Origin of the sequence: Streptomyces galbus (assembly GCF_005280195.1) — a bacterium.
GTDB classification, from domain to species: domain Bacteria; phylum Actinomycetota; class Actinomycetes; order Streptomycetales; family Streptomycetaceae; genus Streptomyces; species Streptomyces galbus.
The window spans coordinates 690,716-711,689 of sequence record NZ_SZPR01000012.1 but is presented as its reverse complement, the minus strand read 5'-3'; the positions used below and the strand labels follow the sequence as shown (position 1 = coordinate 711,689).

General features: G+C 72.8%; 17 protein-coding genes. 9 read left to right on the top strand and 8 right to left on the bottom strand.

What is annotated here, in order from left to right:
- Positions 1–10 precede the first annotated feature (10 nt).
- The gene (locus E4U92_RS16245) at positions 11–493 is read left to right on the top strand and encodes an allene oxide cyclase barrel-like domain-containing protein (protein ID WP_137301071.1); all 483 of its coding nucleotides are present in this window, start codon (positions 11–13) and stop codon (positions 491–493) included.
- A 70-nt stretch (positions 494–563) separates the two neighbouring features.
- Here E4U92_RS16245 and E4U92_RS16240 read toward each other — a convergent pair whose 3' ends face one another.
- Positions 564–1,436 carry a helix-turn-helix transcriptional regulator gene (locus E4U92_RS16240; RefSeq protein ID WP_137301070.1) on the bottom strand — a complete coding sequence of 291 codons (873 nt, stop codon included), beginning with the start codon at positions 1,434–1,436 and terminating at the stop codon, positions 564–566.
- Positions 1,437–1,614: 178 nt separating this feature from the next.
- On the opposite strand from E4U92_RS16240, the gene E4U92_RS16235 reads away from it, so the two are divergent.
- Positions 1,615–3,012 (top strand): MFS transporter, encoded by a 1,398-nt coding sequence (locus tag E4U92_RS16235; protein WP_137301069.1) that lies wholly within the window; start codon positions 1,615–1,617, stop codon positions 3,010–3,012.
- A gap of 238 nt (positions 3,013–3,250) precedes the next feature.
- Entirely contained in the window at positions 3,251–4,846 is a 1,596-nt protein-coding gene (locus tag E4U92_RS16230) for an FAD-dependent monooxygenase (protein WP_137301068.1), read from the top strand.
- Positions 4,847–4,913: 67 nt separating this feature from the next.
- Here E4U92_RS16230 and E4U92_RS16225 read toward each other — a convergent pair whose 3' ends face one another.
- The gene (locus E4U92_RS16225) at positions 4,914–5,978 is read right to left on the bottom strand and encodes a helix-turn-helix transcriptional regulator (RefSeq protein WP_137301067.1); all 1,065 of its coding nucleotides are present in this window, start codon (positions 5,976–5,978) and stop codon (positions 4,914–4,916) included.
- A gap of 228 nt (positions 5,979–6,206) precedes the next feature.
- Here E4U92_RS16225 and E4U92_RS16220 point away from each other — a divergent pair, with 228 nt between their 5' ends.
- The 3 genes from E4U92_RS16220 (at position 6,207) to E4U92_RS16210 (ending at position 11,799) form a co-directional block, all read left to right on the top strand.
- Positions 6,207–10,220: a type I polyketide synthase gene (locus E4U92_RS16220; RefSeq protein ID WP_137301066.1), complete on the top strand. Its 4,014-nt coding sequence runs from the start codon at positions 6,207–6,209 to the stop codon at positions 10,218–10,220.
- A 198-nt stretch (positions 10,221–10,418) separates the two neighbouring features.
- Positions 10,419–11,048, top strand: coding sequence for a TetR/AcrR family transcriptional regulator (locus E4U92_RS16215; RefSeq protein ID WP_137301065.1), 630 nt, complete (start codon positions 10,419–10,421; stop codon positions 11,046–11,048).
- Positions 11,049–11,214: 166 nt separating this feature from the next.
- A complete protein-coding gene (locus E4U92_RS16210; protein ID WP_137301064.1) occupies positions 11,215–11,799 on the top strand; it encodes a TerD family protein in 585 nt (194 codons plus the stop codon).
- Positions 11,800–11,830: 31 nt separating this feature from the next.
- On the opposite strand, the gene E4U92_RS16205 is transcribed toward E4U92_RS16210, so the two are convergent.
- Together E4U92_RS16205 and E4U92_RS16200 are read right to left on the bottom strand one after the other, a co-directional pair.
- Positions 11,831–12,229: a hypothetical protein gene (locus E4U92_RS16205; protein ID WP_137301063.1), complete on the bottom strand. Its 399-nt coding sequence runs from the start codon at positions 12,227–12,229 to the stop codon at positions 11,831–11,833.
- Positions 12,230–12,400: 171 nt separating this feature from the next.
- Complete coding sequence (locus tag E4U92_RS16200; protein WP_137301062.1) at positions 12,401–12,988, bottom strand: TetR/AcrR family transcriptional regulator; 588 nt, start codon at positions 12,986–12,988, stop codon at positions 12,401–12,403.
- 118 nt (positions 12,989–13,106) lie between these two features.
- Between E4U92_RS16200 and E4U92_RS16195 the strand changes: the two genes are divergently transcribed.
- Positions 13,107–14,114, top strand: coding sequence for an NADP-dependent oxidoreductase (locus E4U92_RS16195; protein WP_174863881.1), 1,008 nt, complete (start codon positions 13,107–13,109; stop codon positions 14,112–14,114).
- A 59-nt stretch (positions 14,115–14,173) separates the two neighbouring features.
- Here the strand turns inward: E4U92_RS16195 and acs are convergent, their stop codons facing one another.
- On the bottom strand, positions 14,174–16,198 hold the full coding sequence (gene acs / locus E4U92_RS16190) for an acetate--CoA ligase (protein ID WP_229862093.1): 2,025 nt from the start codon (positions 16,196–16,198) through the stop codon (positions 14,174–14,176).
- Positions 16,195–16,842, bottom strand: a complete 648-nt coding sequence (locus E4U92_RS16185; protein WP_137301061.1) for an acetate uptake transporter — start codon at positions 16,840–16,842, stop codon at positions 16,195–16,197. The genes acs and E4U92_RS16185 overlap by 4 nt, the downstream gene beginning before the upstream one ends.
- 202 nt (positions 16,843–17,044) lie before the next feature.
- Between E4U92_RS16185 and uppS the strand changes: the two genes are divergently transcribed.
- Positions 17,045–17,863: a polyprenyl diphosphate synthase gene (gene uppS, locus E4U92_RS16180; RefSeq protein WP_137301060.1), complete on the top strand. Its 819-nt coding sequence runs from the start codon at positions 17,045–17,047 to the stop codon at positions 17,861–17,863.
- Between the two features lie 98 nt (positions 17,864–17,961).
- Complete coding sequence (locus E4U92_RS16175) at positions 17,962–19,374, top strand: oxygenase MpaB family protein (RefSeq protein ID WP_229862150.1); 1,413 nt, start codon at positions 17,962–17,964, stop codon at positions 19,372–19,374.
- Positions 19,375–19,431: 57 nt separating this feature from the next.
- Here the strand turns inward: E4U92_RS16175 and E4U92_RS35925 are convergent, their stop codons facing one another.
- Both E4U92_RS35925 and E4U92_RS16165 read right to left on the bottom strand, forming a co-directional pair.
- Complete coding sequence (locus tag E4U92_RS35925) at positions 19,432–19,896, bottom strand: DUF3566 domain-containing protein (RefSeq protein ID WP_168725129.1); 465 nt, start codon at positions 19,894–19,896, stop codon at positions 19,432–19,434.
- A gap of 441 nt (positions 19,897–20,337) precedes the next feature.
- A complete protein-coding gene (locus tag E4U92_RS16165) occupies positions 20,338–20,922 on the bottom strand; it encodes a helix-turn-helix domain-containing protein (RefSeq protein WP_137301058.1) in 585 nt (194 codons plus the stop codon).
- Positions 20,923–20,974 lie beyond the last annotated feature (52 nt).

The window sequence follows — 20,974 nt, the reverse complement described above, 5'->3', positions numbered from 1 at the left end:
TTGAAAACCCATGTCTCTTCCTGTGCGCAGGACACGCCTCGCCCTGTTCGCCGCCGTCGGCACCGGGGTGCTGGCGCTGGGCCTGTCCTCCCTGCCGGCGTCTTCCGCGCAGGCCAGGTCCGAGAAGGTCATCGAGCTGGCCGTGGGCAATGACGGCGTGGTGCAGACCGACGTCGGCGCTCCGGGGGTCAGCGTCGGGGACGAGTTCGTGTACGCCGACAAGCTGTTCCGGGACGGCGAGCAGGTCGGCGAGGACGGCAGTTCCTGCCAGGTGACCAAGGTGGACGGCCCGAAGACCGTCACCAACTGCGTGCTGTCGGTCCGGCTGCCGGAGGGCCAGCTCACCGCCCAGTCGCTGTGGGTCAAGGGCACGGACACCGTACGGATGGCCATCACCGGGGGCACCGGCGCCTACCGCGGCGCCACCGGTGAACTCACCTGCCTCGACATCCAGACCCCGCACGAGACCTACCGCATCTCGCTGGACGGGTGAGCGGGTTGCGGCCGGTACCGGTGGCGCTACCGCTGGTCCCGCCCCGCGCGGGCCGCGTCCTGACGACCGGTCAGTCCGCCGGACGGCCCGTGTCCGCCGTTTCCGTCACGTCGGCCATGTCCAGCAGCAGCAGCGCGTCGTGGTCCGGGGTACCCGGTACCGCCTGGTAGGAGACCAGACGCTGGCCGTCCGTGCGGAGGATGTCCATCACCTCGTAGCCGAGGCACATCGAGCCGACCTCCGGGTGCTGGAAATGCTTCTGGCCGCCGCCCCGCGTCTGCACCTCGTACCGCTCCCAGAGGCGGGCGAACTCCGGGCTCTTGACGACGAGTTCGCCCACGAGCTGGGCCAGCTCCGGCAGGTCCGGCTCGGCGCCCGAGATGGCCCGCAGGTGGGCGGCGCTGTGCGCCGCCATCGTCTCCCACTCGCGGTACAGCCTGCGGGCCATGGGGTGCAGGAACATGTAGCGGGTGAGGTTGCGACGCTCGGGCGGCCAGTCGGTGAGGCCGGGGAACAGGCGCAGCCCGGGCCGGTTGGCGGCCAGCAGGTCGTTGGTACGGCTCACCACGTACGCCGGCGACGGGCGCAGGGCCTCCAGCATGGTGCGGACCGACGGGCGTACCGTGCGGCTCGGTCCGGGGGACGGGGCCGGTGCCTGGCCCGCCGCGAGGGCGACCAGTTCGTGCAGTCGGCGCAGCGCCTCGGGGGACAGCCGCAGGGCCTCGGCGAGGGCACTGACCACGGCGGGCGAGGGCCGGGTCTCGCGGCCCCGCTCCAGCCGCGTGTAGTAGTCGACGCTGACCCCGGCCAGCGTCGCCAGCTCCTCGCGGCGGAGCCCCGGAGTGCGGCGGGTGCCCGTTCCCGCGGGCAGGCCCACGTCCTGCGGACGGAGCTGCCCGCGCCGGGCACGGAGGAAACGACCCAGTTCCGTTCCTTCGCTCATCCGACCAGTATCACAGGCCGTGACGCGCTGAGGGAGGCCGTGCCAAGGCCAGGAACGGCGCTCCCCCGCACGGCCCGGCCTGCCTGCCGGCGCGCGCGCCGAGCACTCTGGTGACGATGCCACCACGATGCCACGTATATGTCCTGACAAACTTCGCAGCAGTAAGGAGCAGTGCGCGATGAGCGTGACGAAGGCAGGTACCGGCGCCCGGCCAGAGGAGCGGGAGGCCCCGCGGGCGGGCGGGCAGGCAGGCTCCGCCACCGCGGCCCTGACCGCCGCCGTCCTCGGCTTCTTCGTGATCACTCTGGACGTCTCCGGTGTCAACGTGGCCCTGCCCGCCGTCGGGCGCGACCTCGGCGGCTCGCTGTCCGGGCTCCAGTGGGTCGCGGACAGTTACACCCTGATGTTCGCGGCGCTGATGCTCTCCGCCGGCGCCCTCTCGGACGCGGTCGGCGCGCGGCGGGCGTACGCCTGGGGGCTCGGTCTGTTCACCCTCGCCTCGCTCGCCTGCGGGCTGGCGCCGACGGTCGGGGCGCTGACGGCGGCGCGGGTGGTGCAGGGCAGCGCGGCGGCGGTGATGGTGCCCGCCTCGCTGGCGCTGATCCGGCAGGCGTTTCCCGATCCGGACGAGCGGGCGCGCGGCATCGCCCTGTGGACGGTGGGCGGCGCCGTGGCCATCGCCGCGGGCCCCGTGCTGGGCGGGCTGCTCACCACGGAGTGGAACTGGCGCACGGTGTTCTTCCTGAACGTGCCCGCCGGGCTGGCCGCCCTGGCGACGCTGGCGCGCGCGGCCCGCTCCGCCCGGCAGCCTGTGGTGTTCGACCTGCCCGGGCAGGTGACGGCGGTCCTGGCGCTCGCCGCGCTCACCTTCGCCGTGATCGAGGGCGGGCACCACGGGCTGACCACCACCGTGCTGTCCGCGGCCGCGGTCGCGGTGGTGGCCGGGGTGGCCTTCACCGCCGTCGAGGCGCGGCGGCGCGCACCGATGCTGCCGCTGGAGCTGTTCCGGCAGCGCGGCGTCAGCGTGCCGGTCGTCGCGGGGTTCGCCTGCAACGCCGCGTTCTACGGCGGGGTGTTCGTGCTGAGCCTCTACTTCCAGGAGCAGCGCGGGCAGTCGGCGTTCTCCGCCGGGCTGATGTTCGTGCCGATGGCGGTGATCACCGCGCACTTCAACTACTTCTCCCCCAAGGGGGTCTCCCGTTTCGGACCGCGGTCCGTGGTCGTCGCGGGGCTGCTGACCGGCGCGGTGGGCTGCGGCGGGCTGGCTGCCGTCGGCACGGGCACGCCCTGGTGGGTGACCGCCGCGCTGATGATCCCGCTGGGGATCGGCGGCGCCCTGGCCATGCCGGCGCTGACCTCGCTGATGCTCGACAGTGTCGCGGCTGAGCGGGCCGGTACGGCCGCCGCGCTGCTCAACACCAGCCGGCAGGCCGGCGGGGCTCTCAGCATCGCCGTGTTCGGTGCCCTCCTCGCGGGTGACTTCGCCCGCGGCATGGCGGAGAGCCTCGCGCTCGCCGCCTGCCTGCTGGTGGCCAACGCGCTGGGCGCGGCCGCGCTGCTGCCGCGCCGCCGGTAATGCCGCGCCCTCGGCGAAAAGCTACCGCGCGCCGGTACATTCCGGCCCGCGCGATATCGCCCGTCGGATACCGGGCGCGGGTTTCTCTTTCCACTGCCGGTAATTCCTTGTCCTGACTCACCGATGCAGGAACCTGCCCGACAAGTTGCTGCACTCCCGGGACGGTGGCCCGCTGCCCCGACACGTCGTCAAGCTGGTCGCCGAGTCCTTTTCCCGGATCAGCCGAAAGGCAGATGCCATGTCAGTCCAGCGAGTTCCCGTCCTTGTCGTCGGGGGTGCCTACACCGGGCTCACCACTGCGCTGAGCCTCGCCGCGCGCGGTGTGCGCCCCCTGCTGGTGGAGCGGCGGCCCACCGTCTCCACCCTGCCGAAAGCGTGGGGGCTCAACACGCGTTCGCAGGAACTGCTCAACACGCTGCCCGGCGTGGCGCGCCGGATCCGTGTCGCCGTCGCCGGTACGCAGTGGCCCCGTATGAGCCACGGCCTCTCCCTGGCCGACCCCGGGCGCCGCTACCTGGATCCGCCGGAAGGGCCCGACCCGAGCGAGCTGTCCGCCGTACCGCCGCTGGCCTGGATATCCCAGGCGCAGGTGGAGGAGATCCTCCGGGTCAGCGCCGAGGAGGCCGGCGCGGACATCCGACTCGGCACCGAGATGACGTCCCTCGTCCAGGACGACGACAAGGTCACCGCGACGCTGCGGGAAGCCGCCACCGGACGCACGTACTCGGTCGAGGCGGACTACCTGGTGGCGGCCGACGGCAACATGAGTCCGACGCGGGACATGCTCGGCGTCGCCGTCGAAGGCAGCGGCGTCATCGGCCACATGTACATCATCACGTTCGAGGCCGATCTGACACGCTACGTGAAAAAGGGCGCGGTCGAGGTCATCGGAATGCCCGGCAGCGGATCCAGTTTCATTCTGGACGGGTCCGACCGGCATACCCTGTGGGTCGATTACTTCCCCGAACGGGGTGAGACACCACAGGACTTCTCCGAGGAACGCTGCCTCGAACGGATCCGCCGGGCCATCGGCGATCCGGAGATCGACGTCACCTTCGTCAACGCCCGTTTCTTTCCCATCAATCACAAAATGGCGGAGCGGTTCCGCGAGGGCCGCGTCTTCCTGGCCGGTGACTCGGCACACGCCTGCCCGCCCAACGGGGGGCAGGGCGGCAACCTCGCCATCCAGGACGCCTACGACCTGTCCTGGCGGCTCGCCCTCGTGCTGACCGGTCAGGCGGGCCCCGCCCTGCTGGACACGTACGAGACCGAGCGGCGCCCGCTCATCGACATCACGTTGCGCCGTGAGGTCGAGCTGGCGAAGATCTCCGAGGGACGGGTGCCGGCCAGCTACAACCCGGCCGACCCGAACGCCCCGGTCCCCATGCCCAAGGAGTTCCTCGGCTTCCGGTGCCACTCGGTGGCGGTCCGCACCGAGGCCGGCGACGACGGCAGCCTCCAGGAGGATCCGTGGCACCCCACCGGCCGTCCGGGCGGGCGCGCCCCGCACGTGCCGCTGAGCGACGGGCTGCGGGAGTTCTCCACCCACGACCTGTTCGGCCGGGGATTCGTGCTGCTGGCCGGGTACGAGGCGCCCGAGTGGGTCACAGCCGCGGAGCGGGCCGCCCGTCGGCTGGGGATCACCCTCACCGCGTACCGTCTGGGTGACCGGTTCAACGACAGCGACGACCTGTGGTGCCGGCGGTACGGCGTCGGGCCGAGCGGGGCTTCGCTGGTCCGGCCCGATGCCGTTGTGGCCTGGCGCAGCAGGGGGGCTGCGGACGATCCGCAGGCCGAGCTGGAGGCCGCCCTCAGCGCGGTGCTGGCCCGCTGACCGCGGCGTGCCGCACCCGCCTGTGCCCCGCGGCACCTCGGCGCTCCCGGGGCACAGGCGGGGCGGCTCACGCCGCGGTGTGATCCCCGACGGGCTCCTCACCGGTCGGGCGCACGGCCCCGTCGCCGGTCATGAGCATGCGGTCGCGCACCATCCACCCTGCCTGGAACCGGCTGTGCGCGCCCAGTTCGTCGAACAGTTCGGCGATGTATTTCCGGCAGGTCCGCACGCCGATCCCCATCCGCCGGGCGATCACTTCGTCCTTGTAGCCGGCGGCGAGCAGCTGGACGATCGCGCTCTTCGTCTCCTGGGTCAGCGACTCGGGGATGCGCTTGTGGCCCCCCGCGCACTGGAAAGGCGCGCTCGTCGCCCAGGCGCTCACCACGGTGTGCACGATGAAATCGACCAGGGCGGGGTGCTTCACGAGGTGTGCCCCGGCCGTCTCCTCGCCCTCCAGCAGGACGGCCACGGAGCGGTCGAAGACGAGCAGTGCGGGCAGGGAGACCGCCGTGGTGCGCACCTCGCCGCCGGACGCCGCGATCCGCTCCACGCAGTCGCGCACTTCCGCGTCGTAGCGGGACAGGTGGGGAAGCAGTACCCGTAAGCTGACGTCCGGGCCGACCGGTGCGCAGTCCCGGCAGACGACGTCCCGGGCGAAGTCCGGCGTACCCCGCCCCAGGGGCTGCACGGCGAGTACCTCCTCGGTGCACCCCGAGGCGTAGTCCCTCAGCGCATCACGGATGTCGGCCGCGTCCTCGACCGTCACCACGGAGCCCAGGCCCGCGTCGTGCGCTCCCTCGCCGCACAGGCCGGACAGGCCGGACAGGGCGTCGAGCTGGTGACGGAGCTGCTCCAGCTGGGCCTGCCACACGTCGATGGCGCCCGAGAGCGGCTTGGCGTACTGGAGCCGGACCGTCTCCGGGTGCACCGCTGTCCAGGCGCTGCCGCCCTGTGCCCCGAAGCGCGCGAGTCGCATCTTCCGCAGCCGCGACAGCACGCGCTCGGTGCGGCCCGGTCCCCAGCCGAGACTCCGGGACAGTCTTTCCAGGCTGGCACCCCCCGTGGTCGCGAGGAACCGATAGGCCGTCCACTCCTCGTCCCCGATGAGCGGAACGATCTGGCCGATGTCCACAGCATTCCCCTCCTGCCTCTTCGGCTATCGCAATGCAAGAATAGACATGGACTCAAGTTTGGATGCAAGTAGAACTTTAGGCAGGACCTCCAGGCCGCCACAGTGACGCAGGGGTGGAGAAAGGGGACGTATCGACCACTAGGCCGGTCGAACAATGGGCCTTGGTGTATTTTTGGATCGCTCTTGACGATCAGCCTGTTCAGCCCTGCATGAAGCCTGGAGTTCTCCATGCACGCACAGGAGTTACCGCCCGCCCCCGTCGCGATCGTCGGCATGGGGTGCCGCTTCCCGGGGATCGGGAGCGTGGACGAGCTGTGGGAGGTGCTCGTCGCCAACACCGAGACCGTCACCCCCGTCCCACCCGACCGTTTCGATGTCGGCGCGTACTACGACCCGGCCCCCATGACCCCCGGCCGGACGGTGTCCCGGCACGGCGGCTTCCTCGCCGATCCGTTCGGCTTCGACGCGTCGTTCTTCGGCATCTCCCCCGTCGAAGCACGCTCCATGGACCCCCAGCAGCGGCTCCTGCTGCACGTCGTGTGGGAGGCCCTGGAGTCGGCCGGGATACGTCCCTCGCTGCTGGCGGGCAGCCGGGGCGGCGTCTTCGTCGGGCAGGCCACGGCCGAGCACGCGGACACCGACCCCCGACCTCACGCACCCGATGTCCGCGGCATGGTGGGCAGCCGGCTGCGCGCCGTCACCGCCGGCCGTGTCTCCCACGCTCTCGACCTGCGCGGACCGAGCGTGGTCCTGGACACCGCCTGTTCCTCCTCGCTGGTCGCCGTGCACGCGGCCCGGCAGAGCCTGCTCACCGGCGAGAGCGACCTGTGCATCGCCGCCGGGGTCAACCTGATCATGTCCCCGCACGACGCGGTCGCCTACTCGCAGGGCGACATGCTCTCCCCCGGCGGCCGCTGCCGGTTCGGCGACGCCCGCGCCGACGGGTTCGTCCGCAGCGAGGGCGTCGGCGCGGTCGTGCTCAAACGGCTCGACGACGCCCTCAGGGACGGCGACCCCGTGCACGCGGTGGTGTTGGGCAGCGCGGTCACCAACGACGGCGCCGCGAGCGGGCTGCTGGTCCGTCCGTCCGTTGCGGGCCAGGCCGACGCGCTGCACCAGGCTTGTGCGGCCGCCGGCGTCAAGCCCTGCGAACTCGACTACGTGGAGGCACACGGAACCGGGACCCAGGTCGGGGATGCGGTGGAACTCCAGGCACTCGCCGAGTCGGCGGGCAGCGGCCGGCCCGCGGACCGGCCGCTGCTGACCGGGTCCGTCAAGACCAACATCGGTCACTGCGAGGCCGCCGCCGGCATCGCCGGACTGATCAAGGCGGCACTCGTCCTGCGGCACGGGATCGTCCCCGCTTCACTGCACCTCGACGAGGAACACGGCCTGCTCGCCCAGGACGGCTTCCCCGTGCGCGTGGTGACCCGCAATCAGCCCCTCGAGCGGGCGGCTGCGGACACGCTGATCGGCATCACCTCCTTGGGGCTGTCCGGCACCAACGCCCATGTGGTCGTCGGCGGCCACGCCGACCCGCCCGCCGGTTCCCGTCCCCGCACGGACCCGGACGCCGGTCCCCACCTGCTGGTGCTCAGCGCGCGGACGGCCGGCTCCCTGCGCCGCCTGGCCCGGGCCTACGCGCACTACCTCGGCCCCGCCGGGCCCGGACGCGGGCTGCCGCTCGGCGACATCTGCTCCGCCGCGGCCACCGGACGCGACGCCCATCCCCACCGGCTGTGGGTGGTGGGCCAGGACCATGACACCTTGGCGCGGCGGCTGTCCGCGCTCGCCGACGGGGAGACGATCCCGGACGGCGGTATCGCCGAGGCGGGCCTGTCCGACGACAGGCGCCTCGTCTTCGTCTTCTCCGGGCAGGGTTCGCAGTGGGCGGGCATGGGCCGGGCTCTGTACCGCGCGTCCTGCGCGTTCCGGGAGGCGCTGGACGCGTGCGACGAGGCGGTGCGCGAGGAACTGGGCTGGTCGGTCCGGGACCGGCTGCTGGCCGAGGACGCGGAACTGCCCACAGACGTGAGCACCGTCCAACCCGCCCTGTGGGCCGTGCAGGTGGCGCTCGCCGCCGCCCTGCGTGCCCGCGGACTGGAGCCGGATCTGTGCCTGGGACACAGCATGGGCGAGGTCGCGGCCGCCCACGTCTCGGGCGCCCTGTCCCTGCGGGACGCGGCCGCGGTGATCTGCCGGCGCAGCAAGCTGATGCATCGCACGGCCGGTCAGGGCGCGATGCTCGCCGTGGAACTGCCGGCCACCGAGGCACAACGTCGCATCGAAGAATACGGCGACGCCGTGTGCGTGGCGGCCGAGAACGCCCCCACCAGCACCGTCCTGGCGGGCGACCCCGGCGCACTCGCCGCCCTCCAGCGGGACCTGGAGCAGCGGCAGGTCCTGTGCCGCGCCGTGAAAGTGAACGTCGCCTCGCACTCGCCGCAGATGGACGCCCTCCGCGAGGACCTGCTGCGCGAACTGGCCGGCCTCTCCCCCCGCCCTGGCACCACCGCCATGGTCTCCACCGTGCACGGCGCCCCGGTCGCGGGCACCGAGCTGACGGCCGCGTACTGGATGGAGAACCTGCGCAGCCCGGTGCGGTTCGCCGACACCGTCCGTACGGTGGCTCACGCGGAGGACAGCGTCTTCCTGGAGGTCGGCCCGCACCCGGTGCTGGTCACCGCCGTGGCCGACACGCTCGCCGCCGACCAGGCCGAGGCCGTCGTGGCCTCGCTGCGCCGGGGATGCGACGAGCCGGCCGAACTGGCGCGGGCGACGGGCCGCGTCTTCGCGCACGGCGGCCGGGTGGACTGGCACCGGTGGCACGGCGGCGGCCCGCGGCACGTGCCGTCGCTGCCCACCTACGCCTGGGACGCCGTACAGTACCGCCGTGCGGCAGCGGCCCTCTCGGCCAGGCACGGCTCCGCGGCCCCGCGCGTCCGTCACATCGACCTCGCGGCCTGGGGCGGGGGCACCGGCCGGGACAGCATGCTGACGGTCCGCGGCGTCGCGCCGGTACCCCCCGTCGTCCCTCTCGCGGCCCTGCTCGAAACGGCTCAAGAGGCTGATCCGGGGGCGGAGTTCGAGCTGCGGGACGTGCGGCTGGGCGACACGCCCCTGCTCGCGGAGGCCGCCGACCGCACGACCCTGCGGGTGACCGTGGACGGGCCGCACGGCGACGGTCACCTGTCAACCGGGACAGCAACCGTGCACGCCTTGCTCCGGGACGGCCCCGCCCCCGTCTTCTGCGCCACGGCGGGACTCGTGCGGACGGCGAGCGGGGACGCGGACCGTAGGGCCGGCGATGCCCTCGACGCGGCCCTGGCCCGCTGCCGAGACTATGTGGGGGCGGAGGCCTTCCTCACGCTCGCCCGGCGCCACGGGGTGGAAATCGGCGAGCCCTTGCGCGCCGTACAGCATCTCTGGCGGCGCAACGGCGAGGCCGTGGCCCGTGTACGGCTGCCCCGCCCGCTGGGCCGTCTCGGCTGGGAGGCGGGCCTGTTGCCCCTGCTTGCGGCCTGCGAGCTGCCGGGGGCCGCCGACCGTCCCCTCGTCCCCGTCTCCTTCGACGCGGTCCGCCTCCACGCGGAACCGGAACCGGACTTCTGGAGCCTGAGCACCGTGCGCCCCGGTACCGCCCCGGACGCTGTCCTGGCCGACGTCCTGCTGCTCGCCCCGGACGGGCGGGTCCTCGCGGTCTTCTCCGGCATCCGTCTGCGGCGGCCGGTACCGGCCGCCCCGGCTCAGACGCCCCTGGCACGCATACCCGAGCTGGTGTCGGCGCTCGCCGGCCCCTACGTGCGGCCGCTCACCGGAGCGGTCAAGAAGGTCGCTGCTCCCTTCGGCACCGGCCTCCTCGGCGAACTCCTGCGCCCGGCGGCCCGGTTCGGCACCACGCCGTCCGCCGCGTCCCCGGCCCCGCCCGCGACGGCACCCGCCTCCACCCCCTCGTCACCCGCCGAGGACACTCCCGCCGAACGCCGGGCCCGCGTCGGGGACGCCGCCGAGGCGCTGCTCGACCACGCGGCGGACCTGCTCGGCATGCCGGCATCGACCGTCGACGAGCGGCGCTCACTCCGCGAGCTCGGCCTGGACTCCCTCATGGCCTCCCAGTTGCGGCAGCGCCTGCGCCGCAGCCACGGTGTCGAGATCAGCGCCGGGCGGCTCCTGGGCGCGGAGAGTCTCGCCATCCTGCGCGCGAGCCTGACGAACGACGACGCGGGCCCGGACGGCGGGTGACGACCACATGGCGGCTCCGTTTCCCGCATCGTGCGCAGCGCCTAAACTTGCACTGTGGTATATAAATCACAGTCGGGCCGGCAGTGCGCAGGACAGGATGCCGCCGTCCCCCACGGCGCCGACCGGCCCAGGACCGACTCCCCCGCCCGGGCCGTGCGCCCGGGCGGGGAGCACTCACATGTTCACAGGAGGGACGGAATGGACTCGCGCGCGACGATGCCGCAGGCCGGCCGCCGGGAACGCAACAAGCAGCGAGTCAGGGAGCGCCTCTACTCGGCTGCGGTCGAGCTCTTCATGGAGAAGGGGTACGAGAACACCTCGATCAACGAGATCGCTGACCGCGCCGATGTGGCGAGGGGGACGTTCTTCAACTACTTCCAGCGCAAGGAAGACATCATCACCGCCTGGGGAGAGAGGAGGCGTGGCGCGCTGGTGACAGCCCTGGAGCAGAGCGGCGCGCTCACCCCCGACTCGGTCGCGCAGCTGCGGCAGTGCATGGCGATCCTCGTCCGCATCAACCAGGAAGAGCCGCACCTGACGGCGGCCATGCTCACGGCCTGGGTGAAGGCTGGGCGGCCCATACTCGAAGAGCCGTACGTGGCCCAGGTGTTCGCCGAGATCGTCGACCGGGGGATGAGCCGCGGGGAACTGAACCCGGGCATGTCCCCGCTCGGCGTCGGCAACGTCCTGCGCGACGTCTACCTCGGAGCCCTGTACCGGTGGGCCCACCGCCCGTCGGAAGGGAGCAGCTCGGCCCTCGCCGACGAACTCCAGCAGATTCTGCGCCTTCTCCTGGACGGCATGGCCTCGACCGCGACGGCTTCCTAGACCTCGCGCCGCCCCACGGGTCCGGGCCGCGGGCTCCCGCGCCCAGCCGGCGGTGAGCATGCCCTCGCGCGAGCTCTGCTCGTTCTGAGACCCGTCTCGTGGAACCGCGAAGGCACCCGGCACACTCTGCGTGTTGTAGTCCCTTCGACACAAGGATGCACCACGCATGATCACCCTCACCAAGGAAGACGGTCCGGCGGACCTGGACGGAGTGACCCATCTGTCCCTGGGCGTTTCCTGGGACCCCACCGCCGGCAGCAGCGGCGGGATGCTCGGCAAGTTGCGCCGCAAGAGCGGCACGGACCTCGACCTGATCGCCATCGCCCTGCAGGGCCAGGACCCGGTGCGCCTCGCAGGTCTCGACTCGCTCGACCCGATGGGCAACGGCTCGTTGGTCCACAGCGGCGACAACCAGACCGGGCACGGGGACGGTGACGACGAGACGGTGACCGTCGAGTTCGCCCGTGTACCCCCCAACATCACGTCGATCGTGTTCATAGCCGCCGCCTACAAGAAGGGCAGTTCGTTCCAGAAGGCGCGCAACGTCAGCTTCAAGGTCTACGACGCGACCGGAGGCAGCTCCCAACAGGTCGCCGACATCTGGCCGAGCCTGCTCACCCAGGACAACGGCTGCGCCGTGGCCAAGGTGCTGCGGGTGGACGGCACGTGGAAGCTCACAGTGATCAACACGACGGGCAAGATCAAGCAGGGCGACGAGCACGCGCTGATGCGTTTCGCCACCAGCAAGTAGGCCGTTCGGGCGGGGGACACGACGGTGGGTCTCACGATCCGGGAGGCTGCACGGGCGCCGGCTGGACGCCGGGGAGGAGAGCGCGGAGGGACTGCCAGCGGGGAGAACGGACCAGGGCGGTGGCATCGGCGGTGGTGGAGCGGTTCACGGTGGTCGAGCACGACCGGCCGGTGAACACGGCCCCCGAGTCGGCGACCTGCAGCTCCTGGACGACGGCGGCGAGCACCGGGAGCAGGGCACCGCTGCCGCCCAGACCCAGGACGAGTGCACCCCACTGCACGGCGTCCGTGGAGCGGCTGCCCGGTGGGGGCGGGCCCTGCCTCATCCGGTCGATGCCGTCGAGGTCCAGCTCACTCAACTCGGCGATCAGGTTCTGCAGTTGCTCCTCGGCGTAATCCTCGTCGCCGTCGCCTGTGTCGAGTACGAGCACTACCGGAATCGGTCCGGTCCCCATGACGCCACCCCCGTTCAGCCACACTTCGAGGGAACTCCGGCGACGCCGAGCCCGAGGGGGGACTGGTCCGAAAAGATCCGATGGTCACGGTTGCGCACGCGCGGGCCCTGCCCGCCCGAGCGGCGTCAGTCGTCTCCCCCCTGACGCTCAGCCCGGCAGACGGACGATCGGAGACACGCCCTGGCCGTCCGCGCCCGTCAGCACCGCCCCCGCCACCAGATCGAACAGGCGGTCGGCCCGGGGGGCCAGGGAGGGCTGGTCGCCCAGCCAGGCGAGCATGGCGATCAGGGCGAACAGGTCCTCGCCGTCGATGTCCTCGCGCGCCGCGCCCGCGGCCTGGGCGCGGTGCAGCAGGCGGGCGCCGGCCGCGCGCAGGGTGACGCACGAGGCGTGCAGCGCGGAGTCGGGGTCCTTGATGGCGGCGGCCATCAGCACGGTCGCGCCCCGGTACTCCGTCGTCCACGCCACGCAGTCGCGCAGCCACGACACGAGGGCGTCCTCGGGCGAGGCCGACGTCTCCAGCTCGCCCGCCTTCGCGGTCATCTCGTCGAAGCCGGTGCGCAGCAGCGCGTCGAGCAGTGCCTCGCGTGTCGGGAAGTGGCGCAGCAGGGTCGCGAGGCCGACGTCGGCCCGGCGTGCGATGTCCCGCAGCGACACCTCAACCCCCTGTTCGGCGAGGGCGCCGCCCGCCACGGCGAGCAGGTGGTCGCGGTTCTTCCTGGCGTCGGCGCGCATCGCCCCTCGGCCTCCCTTGCCATCCGGATCAGTGGTCCATATATTCGGATCAGTGGTTCACTTATGTGGACCGCCGCTCCGGATGAGCGTATCCCCGTGCCCCCTGCAGGAGAAAACGATGTCGACACGCACCATGAAGGCCGTCCGGCTCCACGCGCACGGCGGCCCCGACGTGCTGCGGTACGAGAACGCGCCCGTCCCGGAGCCCGGTCCGGGTGAGGTGCTCGTGCGGGTGTACGCGGCGGCCGTCAATCCCCCGGACCGGCTCCTGCGCGACGGGCTGACCAGCGTGCCCGGCGCGGACGTGACGGTCACCCTGCCCGCCATCCCGGGGACCGACGTGTCGGGTGTCGTCGAGGCCCTGGGCCCGGACGTGGACCGCTTCGCCGTGGGCGACGAGGTGTTCGGCCTGCTGCGCTTCCCCAGCTTCGCGGGCAGCGCGTACGCCGAGTACGTGGCCGCACCCGCCGCAGACCTGGCCCGTAAGCCCGCCGGCATCGACCACGTGCACGCCGCCGGGGTGCCCATGGCCGGGCTGACGGCGTGGCAGTTCCTGATCGAGGTGGGGCACGACCACCCCTCCCCCTTCCAGGACGCGCCGCACCGCCCGGTGCGGCTCGACGCCGGCACGACCGTGCTCGTCAACGGCGCCGCAGGCGGCGTGGGGCACTTCGCCGTGCAACTGGCGAAGTGGAGGGGCGCACGGGTGGTCGCGGTGGCGTCGGGCGGACACGAGTCGTTCCTGCGCGACCTCGGCGCCGACCGGTTCCTCGACTACACCCAGGAGCGTGCCGAGGACGTCGTGCGCGACGTCGACCTCGTGCTCGACGCGGTGGGCGGCCCGGACAGCCGGCGTTTCCTGCGCACGCTCAAGCGCGGCGGCTCCCTGTTCCCCGTCCTGCCCGGGGTGTTCGACGAGGCCGAGGTCGCCGGGCTCGGCGTGACGGTCTCGAGCGCCCAGGTCCGCTCGAACGGTGCGCAATTGGCCGAGCTGGGAAGCCTGTTGGACGCGGGCACGGTCCGCGTGGCGATCGACAGCACGTACGCGCTCGAGGACGCCCGGGCGGCGCACGAGCGCTTCGCCCGGGGTCACCTCCGCGGCAAGATCGTCCTCACGGCCGCCTGAACACCTCCCGCCGGTCCTGCGCCCCCTCACCGTCCTCGACCCCGCCGCGCCCGACGGTCCTACGCCTCCTCGCCCCCGTCGCCTCCGCCCGCGCCCCCCGACGGCAGCCGCTCCCGGATCTCGTCCATCACCGCGGAGTCCGTGAGCGTCGTGACGTCGCCGAGGGCGCGGTTCTCGGCCACGTCCCGCAGCAGACGGCGCATGATCTTGCCGGAGCGGGTCTTGGGGAGCTCCGCGACCAGCAGGATCTGGCGGGGCCTGGCGATCGGGCCGATCTCCTTGGCGACGTGGGAGCGCAGTGCGGCGGCCACCTCGTCCGCGTCGGCCGGGCCGCCGGCGCCCGGCTCGCCCCCGTCGCCGCGCAGGATGACGAAGGCCACGACACCCTGCCCGGTCGTCGGGTCGGCCGCGCCCACCACCGCCGCCTCGGCGACCCGGGGATGGGACACGAGCGCGGACTCCACCTCCGTGGTGGAGATGCGGTGCCCGGAGACGTTCATGACGTCGTCGACCCGGCCCAGCAGCCAGATGTCGCCGTCCTCGTCCTTCTTGGCGCCGTCCCCGGCGAAGTACGTCCCCGGGAAGCGCGACCAGTACGTGTCGACGTACCGCTGTTCGTCGCCCCAGACGGTGCGCAGCATCCCCGGCCACGGCTCGGTCAGGACCAGGTAGCCGCCGGCGCCGTCGGGCACGGGTGTGCCGGTGTCGTCGACGACGTCGGCCGCGATGCCCGGCAGGGGGCGCAGCGCCGAGCCCGGCTTGCACACGCTCACCCCGGGCAGCGGGCTGATCATCTGGGCGCCGGTCTCGGTCTGCCACCAGGTGTCCACGACCGGACAGCGGTCGGAGCCGATGTGCCGGCGGTACCAGATCCACGCCTCCGGGTTGATCGGCTCACCGACCGAGCCCAGCAGGCGCAGCGACGACAGGTCGAACTGGGCGGGGACGTCGGTGCCCCACTTCATGAAGGTGCGGATCGCGGTCGGCGCGCAGTAGAGGATCGACACGCGGTACTTCTCGATCAGTTCCCACCAGCGGCCGCGGTGCGGGGTGTCCGGTGTCCCCTCGTACATCACGGAGGTGACGCCGTTGGCCAGCGGGCCGTAGACGATGTAGGAGTGGCCGGTGACCCAGCCGATGTCCGCCGCCGTCCAGAACACGTCCCGGTCGGGCTTGACGTCGAACACCGCCCAGTGCGACCAGGCGACCTGGGTGAGGTAGCCGCCGGTGGTGTGCAGGATGCCCTTGGGACGGGCGGTCGTACCCGAGGTGTACATGATGTACAGCGGGTGTTCGCTGTCGAACGCCTCGGCCTCGTGCTCGGCGGGCTGGGCGTCCACCAGGTCGTGCCACCACACGTCCCGCCCGTCGGTCCAGTCGACCTCCTGTCCGGTGCGGCGGACGACGAGCACGCTGCGGACGTCGGGGCACTCCCGCAGCGCCTCGTCGACCGCGGGTTTCAGCGCCGAGGGCTTCCCCCGTCGGTAGCCGCCGTCGGCCGTGATCACCACGTGCGCGTCGCAGTCGAGGATGCGGCTGCGCAGCGCGTCGGCGGAGAAGCCGCCGAAGACGACGGTGTGCGGGGCGCCGATACGGGCGCAGGCCAGCATGGCGACGACCGTCTCCGGGATCATCGGCAGGTAGAGGGCCACCCGGTCGCCGGCGCGCACGCCGAGCGACCGCAGCGCGTTGGCCGCCCGGCAGACCTCGGCCGTCAGCTGCGCGTAGGTGATCGTGCGGGTGTCGCCGGGCTCGCCCTCCCAGTGGAAGGCGACCCGCTCCCCGAGGCCCGCCGCCACGTGCCGGTCCAGGCAGTTGTACGCCGCGTTCAGGCGCCCGCCGGTGAACCAGCGGGCGAACGGGGCGCGGCTCCAGTCGAGCACCTCGTCGAAGGGCCGGGCCCACTCCAGCCGGCGGGCCGCCTCCGCCCAGAAGGCCAGGCGGTCGGCGTCGGCGCGTGCGTAGTCCGCCGCGGTGGCGTTGGCCGCGTCGGCCAGCTCCGCGGGCGGCGGGAACCGCCGCTCCTCGTGGAGCAGGTTGGAGAGCGTCTCGCCACCGGAGCCGGTCATGCCCGAGCCGGTCATGCGTGGGCTCCGAAAGGTCCGTGGTGGTGCGTGCGGCGCGAGCGCAGGTGCTCGCCGAGGTTCGGGAAGACCGGCACGACGGCACGCCTGTAGGTGGAGTTGGTGACGCCCGCGAAGGAGGCGTACCAGGCGCACACGGCCGTGATGAGACCGAGCCAGCCGCCGGCCTTCACGGTGTTGGGCGACTGCGCGAACTCGGCGGCGCACAGCACGACGAACGTCGCGGACAGCATGACGAACACGGCCAGGATCGCCCCGGTCGTACGGGTCGCGGCGACCGTCATGTAGACCGTGAAGACGGCCCACACCAGCAGGAACAGCCCCGTGGCCTGGTGCGCGGTGGACGCCGGCAGGCCGGGCGCGACGAACTTCGCGTAGGCGGCGTACGACAGCCAGAAGGCGCCGAAGGAGCCGAACGCGGTGGCCCCGAAGGTGTTGCCCTTGCGGAACTCCCACATGGCGGCGAGGAGTTGGGCGAGTCCGCCGTAGAAGAGCGCGAGCGGCAGGACGACGGCCGCCAGCCGCTGGTCGGTGATGAGGTGCGCGTTGAACGTACTGAGGACGAACGTCGTCGCGGCGAAGGCGGCGAGGCCGAGGGGGCCGGGGTCGCCGATGGTTCCTTGGTCGGTGGTCGGGGTGCTCATGACGCCTCCTCCTGTGATCCAGGTCACAAGACGATCGACTCCATTGTAGGCACCACCTAGCCGCGCCGAGGTCTCCCCGTACAGACGTGCGAAGGGTGAACTGTCCTCGGCGGGACCGACTGCCCCGTCCGGCGCTGGCACCCTGGGAGGAGTGGCCGCAGCACGGCCGTGAGCTGCGGTGTCGTCGTCATGGGGGGCGGACATGAGTGTGCGCGGGACGCCTCGGCACGTCGCCTGCGTCATGGACGGCAACGGGCGGTGGGCCGCCCAGCGGTCCTTGCCCCGGACGTCGGGGCACCGGGCCGCCGAGGCCGCGGTGATCGACGTGATCGAGGCGGCCCGGTCGGCCGGCGTCGGATGGCTCAGCCTGTACGCGTTCTCCACCGAGAACTGGAGCCGTCCCAGCACGGAGGTCGGCTTCCTCATGCAACTGGTGCGCCGCGTCGTCCGCAAGCACGCGGCCCTGCTGCACGCGCGTGGCATCCGCTGCCGCTTCCTCGGGGTCGGCGACCCACGGGTGCCCGGCGCGCTGGCGCGGGACTTCGCCGACCTGATGACCCTCACGCGGGACAACCGGGGCATGACGCTGACCGTCGCCTTCGACCACGGCGGGCGCCGGGACATCGTGGAGGCCGCACGGTCCCTGATCCGCAGCGGCGTCCCGGCCGACGCCGTGACCGAGGAGAGCTTCGCCGCGCACCTGCCCTTCCCCGACACCCCCGACGTCGACCTCGTCATCAGGACCTCCGGCGAACAGCGCATCTCCAACTTCATGCTCTGGCAGGTCGCCTACGCCGAGTGGGTCTTCCCGCAGGTGCTGTGGCCGGACTTCCGCGCCGCGCACTTCCTCGACTGCCTGCACGCCTACCAGCGCCGCGAACGCCGCTTCGGCGGTGTCCTGCCCGCCCAGAGCCAGGGTCCGGTCCGCAGCCAGGGCGAGGGGCCCGGCCGCGGCCGGAACCCGCACCCCACCCCGGAGCAGCCCTCCTACCAGCACCAGAACGGAGCAGACCGCACGTGACCCACGCAGACGACGGTTCCCTCGACAGCCCCGGTGCCGACCCGACGGACCACGACGGCGGACCGTCACGGCCCGGCGCCCAGGAGGCGACGCACCCGCTGTTCGGACCCGGCTCGGAGTTCCACGAGTTCTTCCACGACCCGCGCTGGGCCCTGGCCATGATCCGGGCGACGGTCCTGGAGGCCGCGCACCCGCAGGTCGGCGCCGCCCTGATCGACAACTCCACGTTCGTCACGCACCCCTGGCGCCGGCTGCGCAACACCCTCGTGAGCCTGCAGCGCATGTGGGGCTCCGACGAGCAGGCCCGGCAGCGCGAGGCGCAACGGCTCAACCGCCTGCACGCCCGGATGAGCGGCGCCGACGACCGGCACCGCCCCTACGACGCGATGGACCCCGCCGTGCGGGCGTGGGTGGTCGCCACCCTGTTCGAGAGCACGGTGACGATGTGCCGGCTCAGCGGCCAGCCCCTCGAACAGGACGTGATGGAGCGCCTGTACGAGGAGTTCCGGGGGTTCCTCGCCGCGCTGGAGGGGCACGCCGACCACCTCCCCGTCTCGCTCACCGACTTCTGGCGCTACTACGACCGGGTCGTCGAGGAGGAGCTGGAGAACACGGAGGCGATGCGCATCGTCCTGTACAAGCTGTTCGACCACCTCCCCGCCCCGGCCCTGCTGAACGGACTGCCCACGCTGTGGGCGGCGGGACGTGCCCTCGTCGGGCCGGTCATCGGAGCGGTCACCGTGGCGTCGCTGCCCGAGCCCTTCCGCCGGCGCGCCGGACTGCCCGAACTTCCCGGCGCCCCGACCCTCATGCAGGGCGCCTACCTGGCCGCCGGGCTGGCCCGCGTGCTGCCCGAGGGCTGGCGCAGGCCGGAGGCCATCACCGATCTGCTCGCCCTCTCCCCCGGCAGCGACGACCCGCGCGCCCGCACCGTCACCGCGCTGCGCGACGCGATGCACCGGGCCGGCGCCCTCATCCGGCTCATCAGCCCGCTGTCCCCCGAGCCGGAGCCGGCCGCGGCGGACAGCGGGCCGCGGCGCGGCGCGGAGGAGTTCTTCGCCGAGGTGCTCGACCAGACCGGCAACGGTTACCTCGACTGGCCCGACCTCGCCGCCATGGCCCGCGAGCTGTCCACCCGCCTGGACCTGGACGAACCCGAGGAGAACCGGCTCTACGACGCCTTCGCCGCCTGGTGGCGGGAACTGCAGGCCGCCCTCGACACCGACGGCGACGGCCGGGTGAGCGCCCAAGAGTACGCGGCCGCCGTACCGTCCCTGGCGGGGCCCGCCCTGATCAAGGTGGCCGAGGTCCTCTTCGACGTCACCGACAAGGACGGCAACCAGACCATCGACGCGGAGGAGTACCGCGCCCTGTTCCGCACCGCCTTCCACCGCGACACGGCGGCGACCGGGACGACGTACACGCGCAGCGCGTTCGTCAAGGACTTCGTGTCCTTCATGACCGGCCGCCGCCGCTCGTCACCGTACGACCCGCTGCTCGCCCAGGCGTGACGCCGGGCGCCGGCCTCGTCGGGGAGCCCGCCACGGCGAGCCCCGCGGGGCCGGCCGTCAGTGCTCGGCGCCCTGGACGCCCGCCACCTGCCGTACCTGGACGCCGGCGGGAGCGGCCGGCCGCAGGCGGACGGCGGCGCACCGGTGCAGGGCGGCACGCAGGCGCCGGTACTCCCGCAGGGCCGTGACCTCCACGACGCTGGGCCCCGCGCTGTCCCGCACCCTCAGGTGCACTCCCCCGGTGATGCGGGAGGAGAGGTTGTAGAAGAAGGCGGCGACGGTGGCCAGGGCGGTCCCGAGGACCACCTCCACCGTGAGGGTGACGGCGAGGAAGGTCAGTCCCCAGACGGGCGAAGGTCCCGCCTCCGGCTGGGGGTTCAGGAAGTCGATCACCACCCAGGTGAGCGAGGCGGCCACCGCCAGGCACACGCCCAGGGCGAGACAGACCAGGGCGCTGGTGGCCGCCACCGACCACAGGTCGACCTGCGTGAGCTGCCGGCCGGGCTGGGAGGAGTGGGCCATCGCTCCGGCCGGCGGCGGAGCGGGCAGGGCCGCTTGCTGGACAGGCGCCGGGGCGGCCGGAGGGGCGGTGTCGGGGACCATCACCCGGACGGGCGGGGCGACTTGGGCCGACCGGGCGACCTGGGCCGGAGGGACGACCCGGGCCGCCGGTGGAGCCGGGGCCGCCGTGCCGGGCGGCTGTTGGCCGCCGTGGGGGGAGGGCCGGGCGCCGGATCCTTTCGGCTGCCTGCGCGTGTTCCTACCGCGGGCGCTCTTGGCGCGGCCCATGCCGGTCTCCTCCCGTGTCGACGACCCAGCCCGACCTGTTCACCGGTGGGACGCTTCGACGGTAGGTGCGCGGGTCGGGTCCCGCATCCCGGGCCACGCACCGTCGGCCCCGGTCCACTGTGTGGGCCGGCGACTGACCGGGCGCCCGCGCACCGCGCCCGTCGGCGAGGCGGCTCAGGCCGCGGAGCCGGGTCCCGGTGGCAGGTGGACCGTCATGACGAGGTGACAGGTCTCCGTGCCCGCGCCGCGGTACGTGTGGGACGTACTGCCGTCGAAGGTGGCCGTCTGCCCCGCCTCCACGGTGTGCTCCGCGGCGTCGACGAGCAGGGTCATCCGGCCGGCGGTCACACTGACGGTCTCCACCACCCCGGCCTGGTGCGGGTGGCTCGGGTACTCCTCGCCCGGCTCCAGCCGCCAGCGCCACACCTCGACCGGGGCCGGCCCCGAGGTGGTGAGCATCAGCCGCGCCTCGCTCCCCCGCTGCCCCGTCCACAGCGGCGCCACGGCGTCCGCGGCCACCACCCGTACGCGCCCCTCGGGCGGACCCTGCATGAGGGCGGACACCGAGATGCCGAGGGTGTCGGCCAGCCGGACGAGGGTGGCCAGGTTGGGGTTGCCCTGGGCTTTCTCCAGCGCCACCAGCGCGCCCTTGCTGACCTGGGCCCGCCGGCCCAGTTCCTCCAGCGACAGCCCCGCCCGCAGGCGCGCCGCCCGGACGTTGTGCGCGACCGTCCGCAGCGCCGCGGCAGTCTCCGCCACCTGGTCTCCCTCCTGACACGTGGATCACGTGAGATCACATCGAGCACGTCGA